The following is a 15,521-nucleotide window of genomic DNA, read 5'->3' as shown; positions in this document are numbered from 1 at the left end:
GACGTGGGTCTCACTCCGCTCGAGGCGCTCACGGCCGCGACGCGGAACGGCGCGAGGGTGCTCGGCTTGGAGAGCACGCTCGGGACGGTCGAGGCAGGCAAGCTCGCTGATCTGGTCGTCCTTGGCAGCGATCCCACGCGGGACATCCGTCACCTCCGAGATATCGTCCAAGTGATCAAGGGCGGTCGGCTCGTCGGCCCGCGATGACCATGCCGATCACCGATCCAATTCTCGAGGCGGCCCGGGCCGCCGCCGGTATCACCGGCGCATCGATGGCGATATGGGACGGCGCGGCCCTGGCCACCGCGGTGGCGGGCGTCCGCAACAGCGTCACCGGCGACCCCGTCACCGCCGACACGGTGATGCACATCGGCTCGATCACCAAGATCTTCAACGCGGTTCTGGTGATGCAGCTAGTGGACGACGGGTTGATCTCATTGGACGATCCGGTGATCGAGCACCTTCCCGAGTTTCGGATTCGGGACGAGGCCGCGCGCGCCCGGATCACCTGCGGGATGCTGCTCAATCACACCAGCGGCATCGATGGGGTTTTTCTGCCGGACTTCGGCCCCGACCAGGAGCGCCTGGTCGACGCACTGGCCCGATGCGCCGACTTGGACCAGCTACATCCGCCCGGCGGGGGGCCGTCCTATTGCAACATGGCGGTCGTGGTGGCGGGCTGCCTGGCGCAGAAGATCCGGGGCAAGAGTTGGTATACGCTGGTCAAGGAACGGATCTTCGAGCCGCTCGAAATGCGTCACGCACTCGCGGACCTCACCGACCTTCCCCGGTTTCGCGTGAGCGTCGGTGACCTTGCCGACCCCGCGACAGGAACCATGGTCCAGGCGACCCGGCCGTTCGTCCCGCTCAGCATGGCGCCGGCCGGCGCGACCCTGATGATGTCCGCGGCCGACCTGGTGACCTTTGGGCGCGCCATGGTGAACGGCGGCGTTGGTCCGGGCGGCGGCCGGATCCTGTCCCGCGAGTCGGCCGAGCGGATGATGCGGCCGACCAAGGCGATGATTCTGCCGGCCGATTACCACTGGGGCCTGGGCTGGATGCTGTTGCCCGGCGGCCTGGTCCATCACGGCGGCGGCGGTCCTGGCGTGAGCTCGGTCCTCTATGCCCACCAGGCCACGGGCCGGGTCGTTGCCTTGCTCACCAATTGCGACAAGCACATGGCCCTCGGCCCGTCGCTCATCGAACCGCTGCTCGAGGTCTGGACCGGCCGGTCCCAGCAGCGGCCGGAGCCGCCGGCTCTGCCGGCGGTCGATCCGGCACCGTACCTCGGGGTGTATGAGAGCGTGATGCTCCGGTTCCGGGTGGTTGCCCGCGAGGGTGGGCTGGCCGCGGCGGTCACCATCAAGACGCTGGTGTACGAGAACACGGTCACCGCCGAGCGGCCGCTGCTCGAGCTGGAGTTCATCGGGAACGACGAGTTCAAGGGCAAGCCGGGCACCTACCTCGAGCGAATCCGGTTCGCCGAGCCCGATGAGAGTGGCCGGATGCAAGTGCTGGCGGGTTTCGGGTACGTGCTCACGAGACGTTAGGCCACCATAGCAGCGGTTCCTGCCCCGGCTTCGAATGCGATCAGATCATTGCTGGGAACGCCGCTGCCGGAGCATCAGGCCGCCGCCGATTGCGGCGAGCAACACACCAGACACCGGGGCGATGATCCCCGCATTCGCGCCGAGGGCTCGCGCTGCCCCTTATCGTTTGAAGATCGTTTTCGGCATCATGGCGTGAATGCCTTTGGTGCCATCGACGACCTGCGTCACGATCAGGTTCGCATCCTACTTCTTGCCGATCAGCTGCTCGCTCAGCGCCCGAAGTTTCTCCCGGGCCTCGGCGTCGTAGGCCTGCGCCTGTGCCTTCCACGGCTTGAGCTGATTGAAGAAAGTTCCCGTCGGTTCGGCGGTGGTCATGGCATAGATCACCGACTCGACCCCTTCCGCGATGGTCGAACGCGGGGTGACCTTGAGGGCAAGCGCCATCGTGGTGCCCATCGTGGTGGCCGGGTGGAGCGAGTAGGTCAGGATGCCCTGTTTCTCGAGCGCGGGCGCCATGTCGATCGTCATCATCACCTGGGCGAGCTTGCTCTGGGCATATCCGCGCCCCCCGACGTAGCCCTTCGTCATCATCACATCGGCGAAGTTGATCGGCTCCTGTGACCCCGACGAGACGTTGATGATCCGGGCTGGGGCGCTCGCGGCGATCAGCGGGAGCAGCCGCTTCGTCAAGAGATAGTGGGCCAGGTAGTTCACCGCGAAGTGCATCTCGTAGCCTTCGGCGCTGAACTTCCTGGTGGTATCGAAGATGAATCCGACCCCGGCGTTGTTGATGAGGATGTCGAGGCGTTTGGTGTCGTGGATCACGGCGTCGGCGAGGCGCCGGACCTCGGCGAGGGAGGCGAGGTCGGCGCGATAGAACCTGGCGCTCCCCTTGCCGCTCTTGGCGATTTCGGCGACGAGCGAGTCCCCGCGGGCGACGCTGCGTCCGGTAACCAGCACGTGGGCGCCAGCGGCGGCAATCCGGCGCGCCACGTCACGGCCGAGACCGTCGGTCGAGCCGGTGACCAGAACCACCTTGCCGGTCAGGTCGGGAAGCAGCGGGGCCTTCGCGTAAGTGGTGGACGGTTGCTGGCGCGCGGCCTCCGCCGGGAGCAAGCTGGCGGCGAGAAGCAGGCCGAACGTGACCGCTGCGGTGCGCAGAAAGACAGGACGGTGAATGGATCTCTGGGGGGATTGCATGGTTGATGATACCCGTCCGAGTGGCGGCTGTCGAGTGATGGCCTCGGGCCGCCCGACGGCCCTCGAATGGCGGCCGGCCGCCGACGGGATAGATCAGGTCGATCGGAGGGGCAGGAGTAATCCGGGTCGGGCCCAATCACCACATCGTCGCCCCGCAGCGCCGAGCCGGGCCTAACGTCCCCTGGAACGCGGGATGAAGCGATAGTAGATGTGCTCGGGGTCCTTCGTCCCTCTTCCCAGGCGGCGAGGTAGTCGTCCGGCGGAATGACCGCCACGCCCCGATGGGAGTACCCGGCCGGCAGAAGGGTCTGCGCGGTCGCTTCGGGATGTCCGTTCCGCCGCTGATGGAGGAGCTGGGTCTGGCGGAAGTCGAGCACAACGCGCGTGGTGCTGTCACCGGTCTTCGGCCCCATCACGAAGGCCCGGGAACGATGGCGACGCCCTTGGCCGCCATCAGATCGAACGCGTTGTCGTCCATCTGAGTGAGGTGCTCGATCGACTGGACCCCGGCTTGATGGGCATCCAAGCACGATGCGAGTTCAGTCTTGGAGCTACCGCGAGGTGAACTCCTGGTAGCGGGTCCCGATCTCAGTGGCTAGGTTCCGGGTGGTCCCCGAAGGCCTGCCGTCTCCTCAATCCAATCCGATCATGACCAATTCGCGACTCCTCCTCGTGCTATCCGTCCTGCTGGGCACGGTCGTCCCGCTGGCGGCCCAACCAGTGACCCTCGACTCGACCTTCTTGGCCGGCTATCGATGGCGGAACATCGGCCCTGACCGGGGCGGCCGTTCAATTGCGGCCACTGGGGTCCGCGGCCGCCCCGCCGAGGCCTACTTCGGGGCCGTTGGCGGGGGGCTATGGAAAACCGTTGATGGCGGAGACAGTTGGGCTCCAGTCACGGACGGCCAGCTGACCAGCGCCTCAGTCGGCGCGGTCGCGGTCAGTGAATCGAATCCCGACATCGTCTTCATTGGCATGGGCGAGACCTGCATTCGCGGCAACATCATGCCGGGTGACGGGGTCTACAAGAGCACCGACGCCGGCAAGACCTGGGCGCATCTCGGTTTCCGGGAGTCGCACGGCATTGCGAAGATCCGGATCCACCCGACCAATCCCGATATCGTGTACGTCGCGGCGTTCGGTAAGTACAGCGTGGCGAGCCCGGAGCGCGGGGTGTACAAGTCCACCGACGGCGGGAAGTCCTGGCGCCGAGTCTTGTTTCGGGACGATCAGACCGCCGCGATCGACGTCACGATCGACCGGAACGACCCGAACATCATCTACGCGTCCCTGTGGCAGGCCTACCGGAAAGAGTATCAAATGTCGAGCGGGGGCCCGGGGAGTGGCCTGTTCAAGAGCATCGACGGTGGCGAGACGTGGACGGAAGTCACCCGGAACGCTGGTTTGCCGGCGGTTGGGTTGGTCGGCCGGATCGGCGTGGCGGTGTCGGGAGCCGATTCGCGCCGGGTCTATGCTCTCGTCGAGCATGACAGTGGCGGGTTGTTCCGGAGCGAGGATGCCGGCGCCACCTGGGCCAAGATCAACGACAATCGGGCGATTCGGCAGCGGGCCTTCTACTACACCCATGTTTTCGCCGATCCGCGGAACGTCGATGTGGTCTACCTCCAAAACACCTCCTTGTTCCGGTCCACCGATGGCGGCAAGACCACCAAAAGCATCGGCGACGGCACCCACGGCGATTTCCACGATCTCTGGATCGATCCCGATCAGCCGTCTCACCTCGTCGTGGCCAACGACGGCGGCGGCGCGGTGTCGACGAACATTGGGAAGACGTGGACCGCCCAGGACTTTCCCACTGAACAGTTCTACCATGCCATCACCACCAAGCATCTGCCATACCACGTCTGTGGTTCGCAGCAGGACAACAGTACGTTATGCGTTCCGTTCGACTGGAACCTCGGTGCCTTCGGCGGAGGGCGTCGAGATCTCGGAGCTGACTCGACCAAAGACATCACGGCGGGCGGGATGGCGGTGGCGTACGAGGCCGGCGGAGGCGAACCCGGCTACATCGCGCCTGATCCGCGAGATCCCGACCTGTTCTACTCCGGTACCAACAACGGCGCCTATGTCGACAAGTACAATCGGCGATTGGGTACGTCCCGAGAGGTGAACCCGTATCCCTGGTTTTACTCCGGTGAACCCGCGAAGGACATCAAGGAACGTTGGCAATGGACCTTCCCGATCATCTTCTCGCCGGTGGACCGGAAGACCCTGTACGTGTCGTCGCAGCGGTTGTGGGCCACGGCCGACGGCGGCAAGACCTGGGCGGCGCTGAGCGGCGACCTAACGCGCCACGCGCCGGAAACACTGGAAAAGTCCGGTGGCCCTATTACCGGTGACATGAATGGGCCGGAAGTGTATGCGACGATCTTTTCCATCGCACCCGGGAAACGCGATCTCAAGGTGATTTGGACCGGCTCCGACGACGGTCTCGTGCACCTGACCCGCGATGGTGGAAAGACCTGGACCAACGTCACTCCGCCTGGAATGCCCGACTTCGGCCGGGTGAGCCAGATCGATGCCTCGGCGTTCAATTCCGGGGCGGCCTATGTCTCCGTCCGCCGGCCACTCTTGAACGACCTGGCGCCCTACATCTTCAAGACCGAGGACTATGGCAAGACCTGGACGAAGATCGTCGCCGGCATTCGAGTCGATGCCTACGTCCACGCGGTCCGGGAAGACCCCACCCGCCGAGGGTTGCTCTACGCCGCGACCCAGCACGGGGTGTATGTCACGTACGATGACGGAGCGACGTGGCAGTCCCTCAACGGCAACTTACCCGATGTGCCGGTGGCTGATCTCGTCGTGGAGGGCAATGAACTGGTGATCGCCACGCACGGGCGGGGATTTTGGGTCCTCGACAATGTGGCCCCGCTCCGGGCCGTGACGGCGAACTATGCGGCCGCCGAAGCAACCTTCTTCAAGCCACCGGTCGCGGTTCGATCGGCGTCTAATGTGACGCTCAGCTGGTGGCTCAAGCAGACCCCGAAAACCGCCAAGCTCGAGATCCTCGATTCCGCCGGCGCCGTGTTACGGACCTTCGAGCCTGATACCACGCCGAAGGCCGTTCGTGACTCTTTGGCCGCCGCCGGAGGCGCGGGGTCGAGCGGATTCCCGGCGTCGCGATCCGGCCCGACCCTTCCCAATGAGGCCGGTTTACGATCCCTCAGTTGGGACCTTCGGACTCAAGGTGCCACCACCTTTCCGGGCATGATTCTCTGGGGTGCGGGGACTAGTGGCCCGGCGGTGCCGCCCGGCCGATACCTGGCCCGTCTAACGGCTGATGACCGAACCGTGTCGGCGCCCATCGTCGTGACTAGAAATCCCCGGATCACCGACGTGACCGACGCGGACCTCCGGGCCCAGTACGCGTTCTCGAAACGGGTTCGTGACAAGGTGACCGAGGCCAACGATGCGGTGGTTGCGATTCGCCGGATCAAAGCCCAGCTCGAGGCCCGGCTCAAGAAGTCCGATGACCCAACGCTCAAGGCCCTCGGTGCCACGCTTACGGCCAACGCCTCGGTGGTGGAGGAACAGATCTACCAGGTTCGGAACCGAAGCGGCCAAGATCCGCTCAATTTTCCGATCAAGGTCAACAACCGGCTCGCGAATCTGATGTCGATGGCCGAGCGGGGCGACGGGCGCCCGACGACCAACATGCCGGAGATCTTCAAGATCTTGAGTACCGAGTTGAAAGGGTATACCGACCGTCTCGAGGAGGTCTGGGCCAAGGACCTGAACGCGGTCAACACCCAGTTGCTCAAGCTCAAGCTGGTGCCGCTCGACCGAAAATGTGCCAAGGTCGGAGGGTGCAGCGGCAATGTAGCCTAGAAACCCCATCGCCTTCGCCGCGGCCATCGCGCACTCGTCCCGAACGGAGCGGCCCCCCCCGACGGCGGGTCAGCCCCGCCCCTAGGCCCAGGCTCGGGGTGGTCGCGTGCCCACGGATCCCGACGCCGGGACCGCCCGCCTCAGCCGACCCACCCGGCGTCCGGTGCCGGGACCGGGTTCGGCTGGGGATGGATAGCATGTCTCATGAGACCCATCCCCGTGGCAGGTGTCGAGCGAATGCCGCCGTCAGTGGAGCGGCCGGTCGTCGGCCTTGAGCGCGTCCGGATTGACCCAGAAGTAATTTCCGTACTTCCGTTGCTGCGGCCACACTTCATCCAGCGTGTCGCTCAAGTACACCACACCGCCCTTGGTCACATACTGGATGTCCAGGGTGTTCCGGATGTTCTCGAGCGGATTGCTGTTCAGCACCATGAAGTCGGCGAGCTTGCCGGGCTCGAGGGTGCCGAGATCCTGCTCCCGGCCGATGAACCGGGCCGCGTGCGGGCTCGCGATCTCGAGCGCGCCCATCGGACCGAGCGCGGACGCCGCCATCCAGACCTCCCAGTGGGAGCCGGGACCGTTATGCTGGCCGTGAGCCCCGATCGCGCCATAGCCGCCGGCCGCGATCAGATCCTTGAGCGACTGGGCAATGAACGGGTAGCTGTAATCGGTTGCCGGCCGGAGCATCCGGCGGCGGGACTGGGGAATCTGTTGCCGCCAGGGCATCCAGCGGCGGAGTTTCGGGTCCTTCCACGTCTCACTCTGCGAGTACCAATACTCCTCGTTCCAGGGCCCGGCGCCGCCCACCATGAAGGTCGGGGAGTAGGTTGCCCGCGCTTTGCCGAGAAAGGTGGTGGCGTCGCCGTAGAGCGGGAGGTAGCTCAGCGGATGCTCGAAGCCGGTCTGCCCGTCCATGATCAAGCCGAGCGTGTATTCGAGGTCGTCATTTTCGGAGGTGACCTGGATCCCCACCTTCCGGGCGATGTCCGACACCCACTGCCGCTGCTCGCGGCGGGGCTGCATGTACTGCTTGAGGGACACGGCGCCCCAGTTCTGGAGTTTCCGAATCCCGGCCTCGGCGGCCTCGTAGCTAGTGAAGTCTTCCTGGCGGAGTCCGTCGCCGGCGTAGAGCGGATCGCCGGTGGTGAAGACCCGGGGACCGACGATCACGCCGGCGTCCACCATCTCGCCGGTGGGGAACAGGTTCTGCGACCACATCGAGGGGTCCATCGTGCTGGTGATGCCGTACGCCAGGAATACCGCGCCTTCGTAGTTGTGTTGCGGGATGATGCCCCGGTGCTCGCGGTAGTTGTGCGAGTGAACGTCGATGAAGCCGGGAATGATGGTCTTGCCGCTCGCGCTGATCACCCGGGCGCCCTTCGGAATCGGGCACGAGCCGACGCAGGTAATCCGGCTCCCGGTCACCACCAGGGTTCCGTTGACCACCTTGCGGCCGGCGAGGGTCACGATCCGCGCGCCGGTAAACGCCACGGTGCCCGGCGGGACGTCGCGCTTCGCAGCGAGGACGATGGCGACGGTGTCGGTCTTCTGGGTGGCCTGATGCCAGGCGTAGTACCGGTTCCCGCTCCCGAATTCGACCGTGCCCGCGTCCCGCCAGCGCGGAAACAGGCCACCGGTGGTGCTGAGCTTGGTGACGGGCAGATTCGAGCGGTTGTGGTCGATCTTGACCGGGGTGCCGCCGGTTCCCGAGGGGAGTGGGGTGACGTAGACGTTGTCCGATTCCTGAAACGTCACCCACCGGGCGTCCGGCGACGGCGAGGCCTCATCGGCGTAGGGAAAGGTGAGGTGGGCTCGGCGGTCGAGGCCGTCGGGGCGGATCGAGTAGAGAGTGGTCTCGCCGGTGCCGGTGTGGGGATAGTAGATCCGACCGTTAGGCAGCCACGTCGGCCGGACGATCTGCGAGCGGATGGCGTTGAACGCCGCGCCGCCGGAGCCGTCGGGTGTAAGCGTAACCCGGACGACCGGGGTCGCGTCGCCGCCGGCCGCCGGAACCCGCACCAGATCGAACCAGGGGTTCCAGAGGAGTCCCCGGCCGTGGCCGGTTTCGCCGGCGCCCTGCGCCACGACGATCTCCCGGCCGTCGGGGCTCCACGCCGGGTGGACGTACTCGCCGGCCGCCCGGGTGAGCTGCTCGGGGGCGCCCCCCGCCGCCCGGATCTTCCAGAGGTGGCCGCCCACCGCATCGTCCCAGCTGGTAAAGGCGATCCATTGCCCGTCCGGCGACCACGCCGGAGCGTACTCGAACGGCCCGAAGCCCTCGGCGGTCACCCGCTTAGGCGTGCCGTTCGGGAGCGCCATGGTCCAGAGTCTGCCTAACGCCTGGAACGCCAGCGTCTTGCCGTCAGGCGCCGCGGTCTGCCACCGGGCGAACTTGACGGTGAACGGGTCGTCGGTGAGCCGGCCTTGGGTATTGGCCTGCTCGGAGATGGTTCGGTGAACCTTGGCGGTAAAGGGAATCGGGGTGACGCCGCCGCTCGCGACATCCACGCGGATTAACTTGCCGCCCTGGGCGATGGTGATGGTCTTCCCGTCGCGGGACCACGAGTATCCCGGGAGCGGGCGGGTGACCTTGAAGGTCTCCACCATGTCGAGTTCGATCGGATCGACGAGCAGTCGCTCCTGGCCGTTGGCGAGGTTCCGGAGCCAGAGCGCGGTCCGGGGACCAAACGTGTGGCCCTTCCACGAGATCGTTCCATCGGGAATCCGGCGGGCAAAGGCCAGCCACTTCCCGTCCGGCGAGACCTCGGGCGCCGCCATCCCACCGCTCGAGGATTGGACTTGCTGGTTCTGCTCGCCGGACGAGATCGCGGCGATCTCGCCGGTCCGAAGGTCGAGCCGCCGGACCTGGGCCGCGCCGGAAAGGAAGTCGGCGCGCCCGGGATACTCGCCCATCCCGGCGCCGGTGAAGACTTGGAAATAGAGGAAGCGTCCGTCGGCCGACGGCGCCGGCCACGAGGCGCCCGATTGGGCTTTGGCCGAGAGGATTTCGACGCCCGCGCCGCCGTCCTTGTGGTACATCCAGATCCCGCCGGGGCTGCTCTGTGATCCGGGCCGCTGGACGTAGAGGTACTGCCCGTCCGGCGACCACGCGGGTTGCGCTGCCTGGGCCGCGGGGTCGGTGTAGATCGCCCGCGGGTTCGAGCCGTCGGCGTTCATGACCCAGAGATTGTTCTGGCCCTTCCGGTCGCTGATGAAGGCAATCAACGAACCGTCCGGCGAGAGCCGAGGCTGGTAATTGACCGCGACGCCGGTGTTCTGGGTGAGGACGGTGGCCTCTCCACCCGTGGCCGGCATCCGGTAGACGTGGCCGAGCAGATCGAAGACGATCCAGGACCCGTCGAGACTCGCATCCACCGTCATCCAGGTGCCCTCGGAGGTGGTGAAGTCGATCTCGCGGGTCTTTCCCCGGGCCAGGGTCACGTCCCAGGTCTTGTCAGCCGGTTTGTCGGCGGGCTTGTCTTGGGCGGCAACCGGCGTGACGAATCCGACGGCGGCCAGCGCCGACGGAAGGAAGCGGCGGATCATGAAGGGGGCTCCCGGATAGGTTCGACCCAAGATAACGCGAGGGGGTCCGCGAGGCCGTGTCGTCGCTCGGACGGCCAGAATCCTGGTCGCTGTCGCTGGCCCCCGGCGTTGACGCACTGGACAAGTCCGACTAAAATGGTCCCCATAGTTGAGTCGGCCCGGCCGGATCAGCCTGTCCAGCGAGACCGTCGGGTGACGAGGTCTCGCTTTTTTGTGGCACACCTTTTCGGATGGCCGGTACCTGATGTCGACCGACAGCATTGGCTGGATCGTCTTCGCGTTGGTGTCGGCCCTCCTGATCGCGGCCGACGTCGTCCTCTTCAAGCGCCGCGCCGCCGCCCTTTCGATCCAGGAAGCAACCCGATGGAGCGCCGTGGTGATCGCCACGGCGCTCAGCTTCGGCGGGTTTGTGTGGTGGGCCCGCGGCCCGACCACGGCGCTCGAGTATTACGCCGGGTATCTGGTCGAGTTGTCTCTCTCGGTCGACAATCTGTTCGTGTTCATCTTGATCTTTCAGTACTTCGCGGTTCCGGCCAAAGCGCGTCCGAAGGTCCTCAACTGGGGCATCTTCGGCGCCGCGGTCCTGCGGGCGATCATGGTCGTGGCCGGCACGGTGATCCTGGGGCGGTTCGAGTGGCTGTTCGTCGTGATGGGGGTGATCCTCGTCCTCACCGCGGTCAAGATGTTCCAGACCTCCGACCAACGGATCGAGCCGGAGAAGAACCCGCTGGTCCGGCTGTTCCGCCGGCTGGTGCCGATGTCCGGCGCGTACGAGGGCACTTCGTTCTTCGTCAAATCCAGGGCCGGGTGGCAGGCGACGCCGCTGCTCCTGGTCGTGTTCGTCGTCGAGTGGACCGATCTGGTGTTCGCGATCGACAGCATTCCGGCGGTCTTCGCGATCACTCGGGATCCCTTCATCGTCTACACCTCAAACATGTTCGCGATCCTGGGGCTCCGGGCGCTGTTCTTCGTCCTGGCCGACGCGCTCGACAAGTTCGTCTATCTCAAGCCGGGGGTCGGGTTGATCCTCGGGTTTGTCGGACTCAAGATGATCGCGGGCCACTGGTATCACCTGCCGATCGGGATTTCGCTCGCGGTCATCGTCGGGATCCTGGCCGGGTCGATCATCTTGTCCATCACGCGACGACCGACCGTCCAGTGACGCCAGGCCGCTTCACGTCACCGAGGCCCGTCGACTCAGGTGGAGCGGTCCGAAGACGACGATGATCACCCCCGCCACGACCCAATTGGCGGCCAGGGCGGGGATCCGGAGGTCCGCGCGATACACGAAAACGGCCGGAATCCAAAAGACCCAGCTGAGGAGGTAGCTCGCGACGACGAACACCATTGCGGTCGGTTTCACCGGGCCGGTCACGGTGCCGCCAAGTACCGGTTGAAGAACGCGATCGTTCGCTCCCACGCCAGCTTCGCCGCCGCCGCGTCGAATCGCGGTGTGGTGTCGTTGTTGAACCCGTGCCAGCTCTCGTTGATCCGGGGATCCGCCTCCGCCGATTGCACCATCAGGGGCGCCCGGATCTTCGGCACGTCCTCCAAGTTCGGGGAAGAGCCGTAGAACGGGACCCCGGCCAAGAGGTCGGTTCCGAGCCGAGTGGCGAGGTAGTTCACCATGCCGCCGCCATAGCAGAAGCCCACCGCGCCGATCCGGCCCGTGCACTCCGGGCGGGCCTTCAGGAACTCGGCTGCCGCGACGAAATCTTCCCGGGTCTTGGCTCGGTCGAGTTGGCGGAAGGCCTCCCGGGCCTTGTCCTCGTCACCCGAGTACCCGCCCAGGGGAAACAGGGCGTCGCACGCGAACGCCACGAAGCCGTCGAGAGCCAGGCGCCGGCCAATGTCCTCGATATGCGGGTTGAGCCCGCGGTTCTCGTGAATCACCAGGACACCCGGCCGCCGGCCAGCCGCGCCGGCGGGGCGGACGAAGTACCCTCGCATTTTCCCGGACCCCGTGGGCGAGTCGTACTCCAGAATACTCCGGCTCGATCCGGGAGTCGGCCGGCTTCACCACCTGGGCCGCCGCGAACTTCGGGCTCAATTGTTCGAGCAGCATGACCGCCGTGACGCCGCCGACCGCGAACTTCGCGGCCCGGTCGAGGAAGGTCCGCCGGTCGATGCCACCGTGAACATAGGCGTCGAACAGGATCAGCAACTCCTGATCGAAGTCGTGGGCGGTTGCGCGTTCCATGGACAATCCCCCATTGTTGCGGGACCCTGCGGACTCCATAATATTACCGTACCTTCGTAGGGGTTCCCAAACGGAATCCGGATCCCAGAGCAATCACCTCCACCCTGACGGAGTCTTCACCATGCGCCACACCCGACGTGATTTCATCAAGACCGGTGCCGCCGCGGCGGGCGCCCTGGCGATCGGCCTCCAGGGTTGCGCCAAGGGTGAGAAACCGCTCCGGATCCTGGTCCTCGGCGGTACCGGATTCATCGGACCCCACATGGTCCGCCGGGCCCGCGAACGGGGCCACACCATCACCCTGTTCAATCGGGGCAAGAGCAACGACGACCTGTTTCCCGATCTCGAGACCCTGCTCGGCGACCGGGATGGCAAGCTCGACGCGCTGAAGGGTCATCAGTGGGACGCGGTGATCGACACCTCCGGCTACGTCCCCCGACACGTCCGCGACTCGGCCAACCTCCTCAAAGGCGCCGCCACCCAGTACCTGTTCATCTCTTCGGTCTCGGCCTACGCGAAGCTCGACGTGCCGGGCGTCACCGAGGAGGCCCCGGGTGGCACCCTCACCGACCCGACCGTCGAGGAAATCACCGGGGAAACCTACGGGCCGCTCAAGGTTCTCTGCGAGAAGGCGGTCCAGGAGGCGTTCCCGACCGGCGCCATCATCGTTAGGCCTGGCTACATCGTGGGCCCGGGAGACAACACTGACCGCTGGACCTATTGGCCGGTCCGGATCGCGGCCGGCGGTGAGGTACTCGCGCCCGGAGAGCCCGCCTACCCGATGGAGATCATCGACGCCCGCGACCTGGCCCGGTTCGTCGTCCACCTGATCGAGCAACGCACCACGGGCACCTTCAACGCGGTCGGGCCGGCCCAACCGTTGCCGATGAGCGAGGTGCTCGACCGGCTCAAGGCGGTGACCGCCTCCACCGCGACATTCACCTGGGTGGACGCGGCGTGGCTCGAGCAGCAGAAAGCGCAGTTCCCGATCTGGAATGGGCCTACCGGCGCCTACGCGCAAGTCCATACGGTCAGCAACGCGCGGTCGGTGGCGGCGGGGCTAACCTACCGGCCGTTCGAGGAGACCGCCCGCGAGACGCTCGAGTGGTGGAACGCTCTGCCCGAGGAGCGGCGAAATGGGATGCGGTCGGGACTCCGGCAGCCACCCCCGCTGGCGGCGGAGACGGCGTCGATGGCCCAGCAGATGGAGGCCGAGGCCAAGCTGCTAACCGCCTGGAAAGCGCGGAGGTAATCCAGGAGGCACAGGCTACCGTTTCCCCACTGCATTGGTCACCGGGACCACCGAGAGCAACACAGCCGACGGATGAGCCGGGCCGTGATGGATGACGTTATGCGCCACCACCGGATCTTTCTCGTTGTAGTTGGACCCGCCGGTGTTGAGGTTCCGCTCGTAGACCGGGAACGCGCTGCTCGCGATCGCCACCCGGATCCGATGCCCGGCTTGGAAGGTGTTGCTGGTCACCAGCGGCGGGATTTCCACCTTGTAGACCTGGCCCGCCTCCATGAACACCGGGGCGTCGTAGCCCTGCCGCCACCGGACCCGGAGCGCCTGCTCGTCGAGATTGTACGCCCGCCCGTCGGGGTCGACGTCGACCAGCTTGACCATGAGGTCGGTGTCTTTGACGTCGGACGACAGGTAGAGCGTCACCGTCACGGGCCCGGTCACGTTGACCGGTACCGCGAGGGGCGGGGAAGTGTAGACCAGCACGTCGGGCCGGGCCTGCACCGGAGATTGGTCGAACGACCCCGGCACGGCGGCGTTGAAGCAGCAGACCTGCCCGCCGAGGCTCGGTGTGGGGTGGCGCGGGTCGTAGGTGTATCGGTCCAGGCCGGTGGCCTTCGGGCGGGTCAACGTCAGGCGCCCGTTGCCGGCCGCGGTGTTGGCCCCGCCGTCGCTGGTGAGGAAATAGGTCTGCCGGGTGGCCTCTCGCGGGGGCCAGGTATCGAAGGTCCGCCATGCCTTGGCGCCCATGTCGAACGCCCGGACCCGGGGCTCCTTCTCGATCCCGTTGTCGATGCCCTTGAGCCAGCGGTCGTACCAACGGACCAGGAAACCGGTGTAGTCGAACCGGGCATCGCCCATGTCCCGTTCGCCGATCACGGTATGTTCGCTCTCGACCCGCCCCATCTGGCAGTGGGTCGTCGGGGCAATGATCATGAAGGTGTTGTTCCGCGCCACCTCGGTCGCGGCGTGGCGGGTCTGATACTCGAACATCGCCAGATTCGGCCCGGTCGACACGTCATACCAGGAGTTGATATAGAGCGCCGGCGCTCCGTTCCGGTCGCCCTCGGACCCGAACTCGATGGTGCTCCAGCGCGGATCGCTGAGCGGCCAGGTCATGAAGGCGTCGAGATCGCTCGGCGCCGAGCCGATTCGGCCGGGGATGGCGCTCAACGGCAGGGTATTGATGACGCTGTCGAAGCTGACCCGGGGGATCGTTTCGGGCTCGAGGTTCCACGACCGGGCAATCCGGAGCATGTCTTCCCGGCTGAGCTCCGGCGGAAACGACGGTTTGTACTTGTACCCGGCCCCATGGTACCAGGAGAGCCAGAAGTTCTGGAACACCCCGCCCCGATAGTGGTTGCCCATTTCGTTGTAGGGCCCGATCCGGCCGATGCCGGCCCCCGACCCGCGCGGCACCGCGGCCGCGAAGGCCGGATGGTGCATCGCATTCATCCGGTGCTGTTCCTCAGCGCTCGACGAGCAGCCTAACGCCCCGACCCGGCCGTTGGACCACGGCTGCTTCGAGAGCCAGTCGATCGTGTCGTACGAGTCGGGGCCCGACCCGCCCAAGTAGGTGTAGACGCCCTCGGAGAAGTACCGCCCTCGGACGTTGACGTACGCCAGCGCGTAGCCGTTCTCCAGGAATCGCTGGTTTTCTGCCGAGGCGGGGTTGATGAGATAGGGATAGAAGGTCAGAATCGTGGGCAGGTTCTGCCGGGGCCGATCCTTCGGAAAGAAGACCGATCCGTTGAGCCGCTTTCCGTCGCGCATCGGGATCCGGAGCATTTCCTCCCGGTCCACCTGGGTCGCGAAGTAGGTCGCCACCGGGTTGGCCGGGGTCTGAGCCGGCAAGGCCCCCGGTACCCCCGCGGCGAACGCCACGGCAGCGGCCCAAGGAAGTCGACGGGATCGGCGGATCGGTGACATG

At 66.1% G+C, this 15,521-nt stretch carries 10 protein-coding genes and 1 pseudogene; 6 read left to right on the top strand and 5 right to left on the bottom strand.

Annotated elements, in window-relative coordinates; all coding sequences use genetic code 11:
• Together EXR94_14085 and EXR94_14080 are read left to right on the top strand one after the other, a co-directional pair.
• Nucleotides 1-207: hydrolase (locus EXR94_14085; GenBank protein ID MSR03844.1), on the top strand; the 207-nt coding region annotated here is incomplete at its 5' end.
• Nucleotides 204-1,550 (top strand): class A beta-lactamase-related serine hydrolase, encoded by a 1,347-nt coding sequence (locus EXR94_14080; protein MSR03843.1) that lies wholly within the window; start codon nucleotides 204-206, stop codon nucleotides 1,548-1,550. The genes EXR94_14085 and EXR94_14080, both read left to right, overlap by 4 nt.
• 243 nt (nucleotides 1,551-1,793) lie before the next feature.
• Here EXR94_14080 and EXR94_14075 read toward each other — a convergent pair whose 3' ends face one another.
• On the bottom strand, nucleotides 1,794-2,750 hold the full coding sequence (locus EXR94_14075) for an SDR family NAD(P)-dependent oxidoreductase (protein MSR03842.1): 957 nt from the start codon (nucleotides 2,748-2,750) through the stop codon (nucleotides 1,794-1,796).
• A 281-nt stretch (nucleotides 2,751-3,031) separates the two neighbouring features.
• On the opposite strand from EXR94_14075, the gene EXR94_14070 reads away from it, so the two are divergent.
• The gene (locus EXR94_14070; protein MSR03841.1) at nucleotides 3,032-3,232 is read left to right on the top strand and encodes a hypothetical protein; all 201 of its coding nucleotides are present in this window, start codon (nucleotides 3,032-3,034) and stop codon (nucleotides 3,230-3,232) included.
• A gap of 166 nt (nucleotides 3,233-3,398) precedes the next feature.
• Nucleotides 3,399-6,602, top strand: coding sequence for a glycosyl hydrolase (locus tag EXR94_14065; protein ID MSR03840.1), 3,204 nt, complete (start codon nucleotides 3,399-3,401; stop codon nucleotides 6,600-6,602).
• A 246-nt stretch (nucleotides 6,603-6,848) separates the two neighbouring features.
• Here EXR94_14065 and EXR94_14060 read toward each other — a convergent pair whose 3' ends face one another.
• Complete coding sequence (locus EXR94_14060) at nucleotides 6,849-10,409, bottom strand: hypothetical protein (GenBank protein MSR03839.1); 3,561 nt, start codon at nucleotides 10,407-10,409, stop codon at nucleotides 6,849-6,851.
• Between EXR94_14060 and EXR94_14055 the strand changes: the two genes are divergently transcribed.
• On the top strand, nucleotides 10,393-11,310 hold the full coding sequence (locus EXR94_14055) for a TerC family protein (GenBank protein ID MSR03838.1): 918 nt from the start codon (nucleotides 10,393-10,395) through the stop codon (nucleotides 11,308-11,310). The genes EXR94_14060 and EXR94_14055 overlap by 17 nt on opposite strands.
• 12 nt (nucleotides 11,311-11,322) lie before the next feature.
• On the opposite strand, the gene EXR94_14050 is transcribed toward EXR94_14055, so the two are convergent.
• Both EXR94_14050 and EXR94_14045 read right to left on the bottom strand, forming a co-directional pair.
• Nucleotides 11,323-11,511 (bottom strand): hypothetical protein, encoded by a 189-nt coding sequence (locus tag EXR94_14050; GenBank protein ID MSR03837.1) that lies wholly within the window; start codon nucleotides 11,509-11,511, stop codon nucleotides 11,323-11,325.
• Nucleotides 11,512-11,519: 8 nt separating this feature from the next.
• Nucleotides 11,520-12,348 (bottom strand): annotated as a pseudogene (locus tag EXR94_14045) (dienelactone hydrolase family protein).
• On the opposite strand from EXR94_14045, the gene EXR94_14040 reads away from it, so the two are divergent.
• Nucleotides 12,347-13,600 (top strand): NAD-dependent epimerase/dehydratase family protein, encoded by a 1,254-nt coding sequence (locus tag EXR94_14040; protein ID MSR03836.1) that lies wholly within the window; start codon nucleotides 12,347-12,349, stop codon nucleotides 13,598-13,600. The pseudogene EXR94_14045 and the gene EXR94_14040 overlap by 2 nt on opposite strands.
• A gap of 15 nt (nucleotides 13,601-13,615) precedes the next feature.
• Here EXR94_14040 and EXR94_14035 read toward each other — a convergent pair whose 3' ends face one another.
• On the bottom strand, nucleotides 13,616-15,520 hold the full coding sequence (locus tag EXR94_14035; protein MSR03835.1) for a CocE/NonD family hydrolase: 1,905 nt from the start codon (nucleotides 15,518-15,520) through the stop codon (nucleotides 13,616-13,618).
• Between the last annotated feature and the right edge of the window lies 1 nt (nucleotide 15,521).

This window comes from Gemmatimonadota bacterium, from assembly GCA_009692115.1.
Taxonomy (GTDB): Bacteria; Gemmatimonadota; Gemmatimonadetes; order Gemmatimonadales; family GWC2-71-9; genus SHZU01.
The sequence above is the reverse complement of the archived record's forward strand: the minus strand, read 5'-3'. Positions and strand labels throughout refer to the sequence as shown.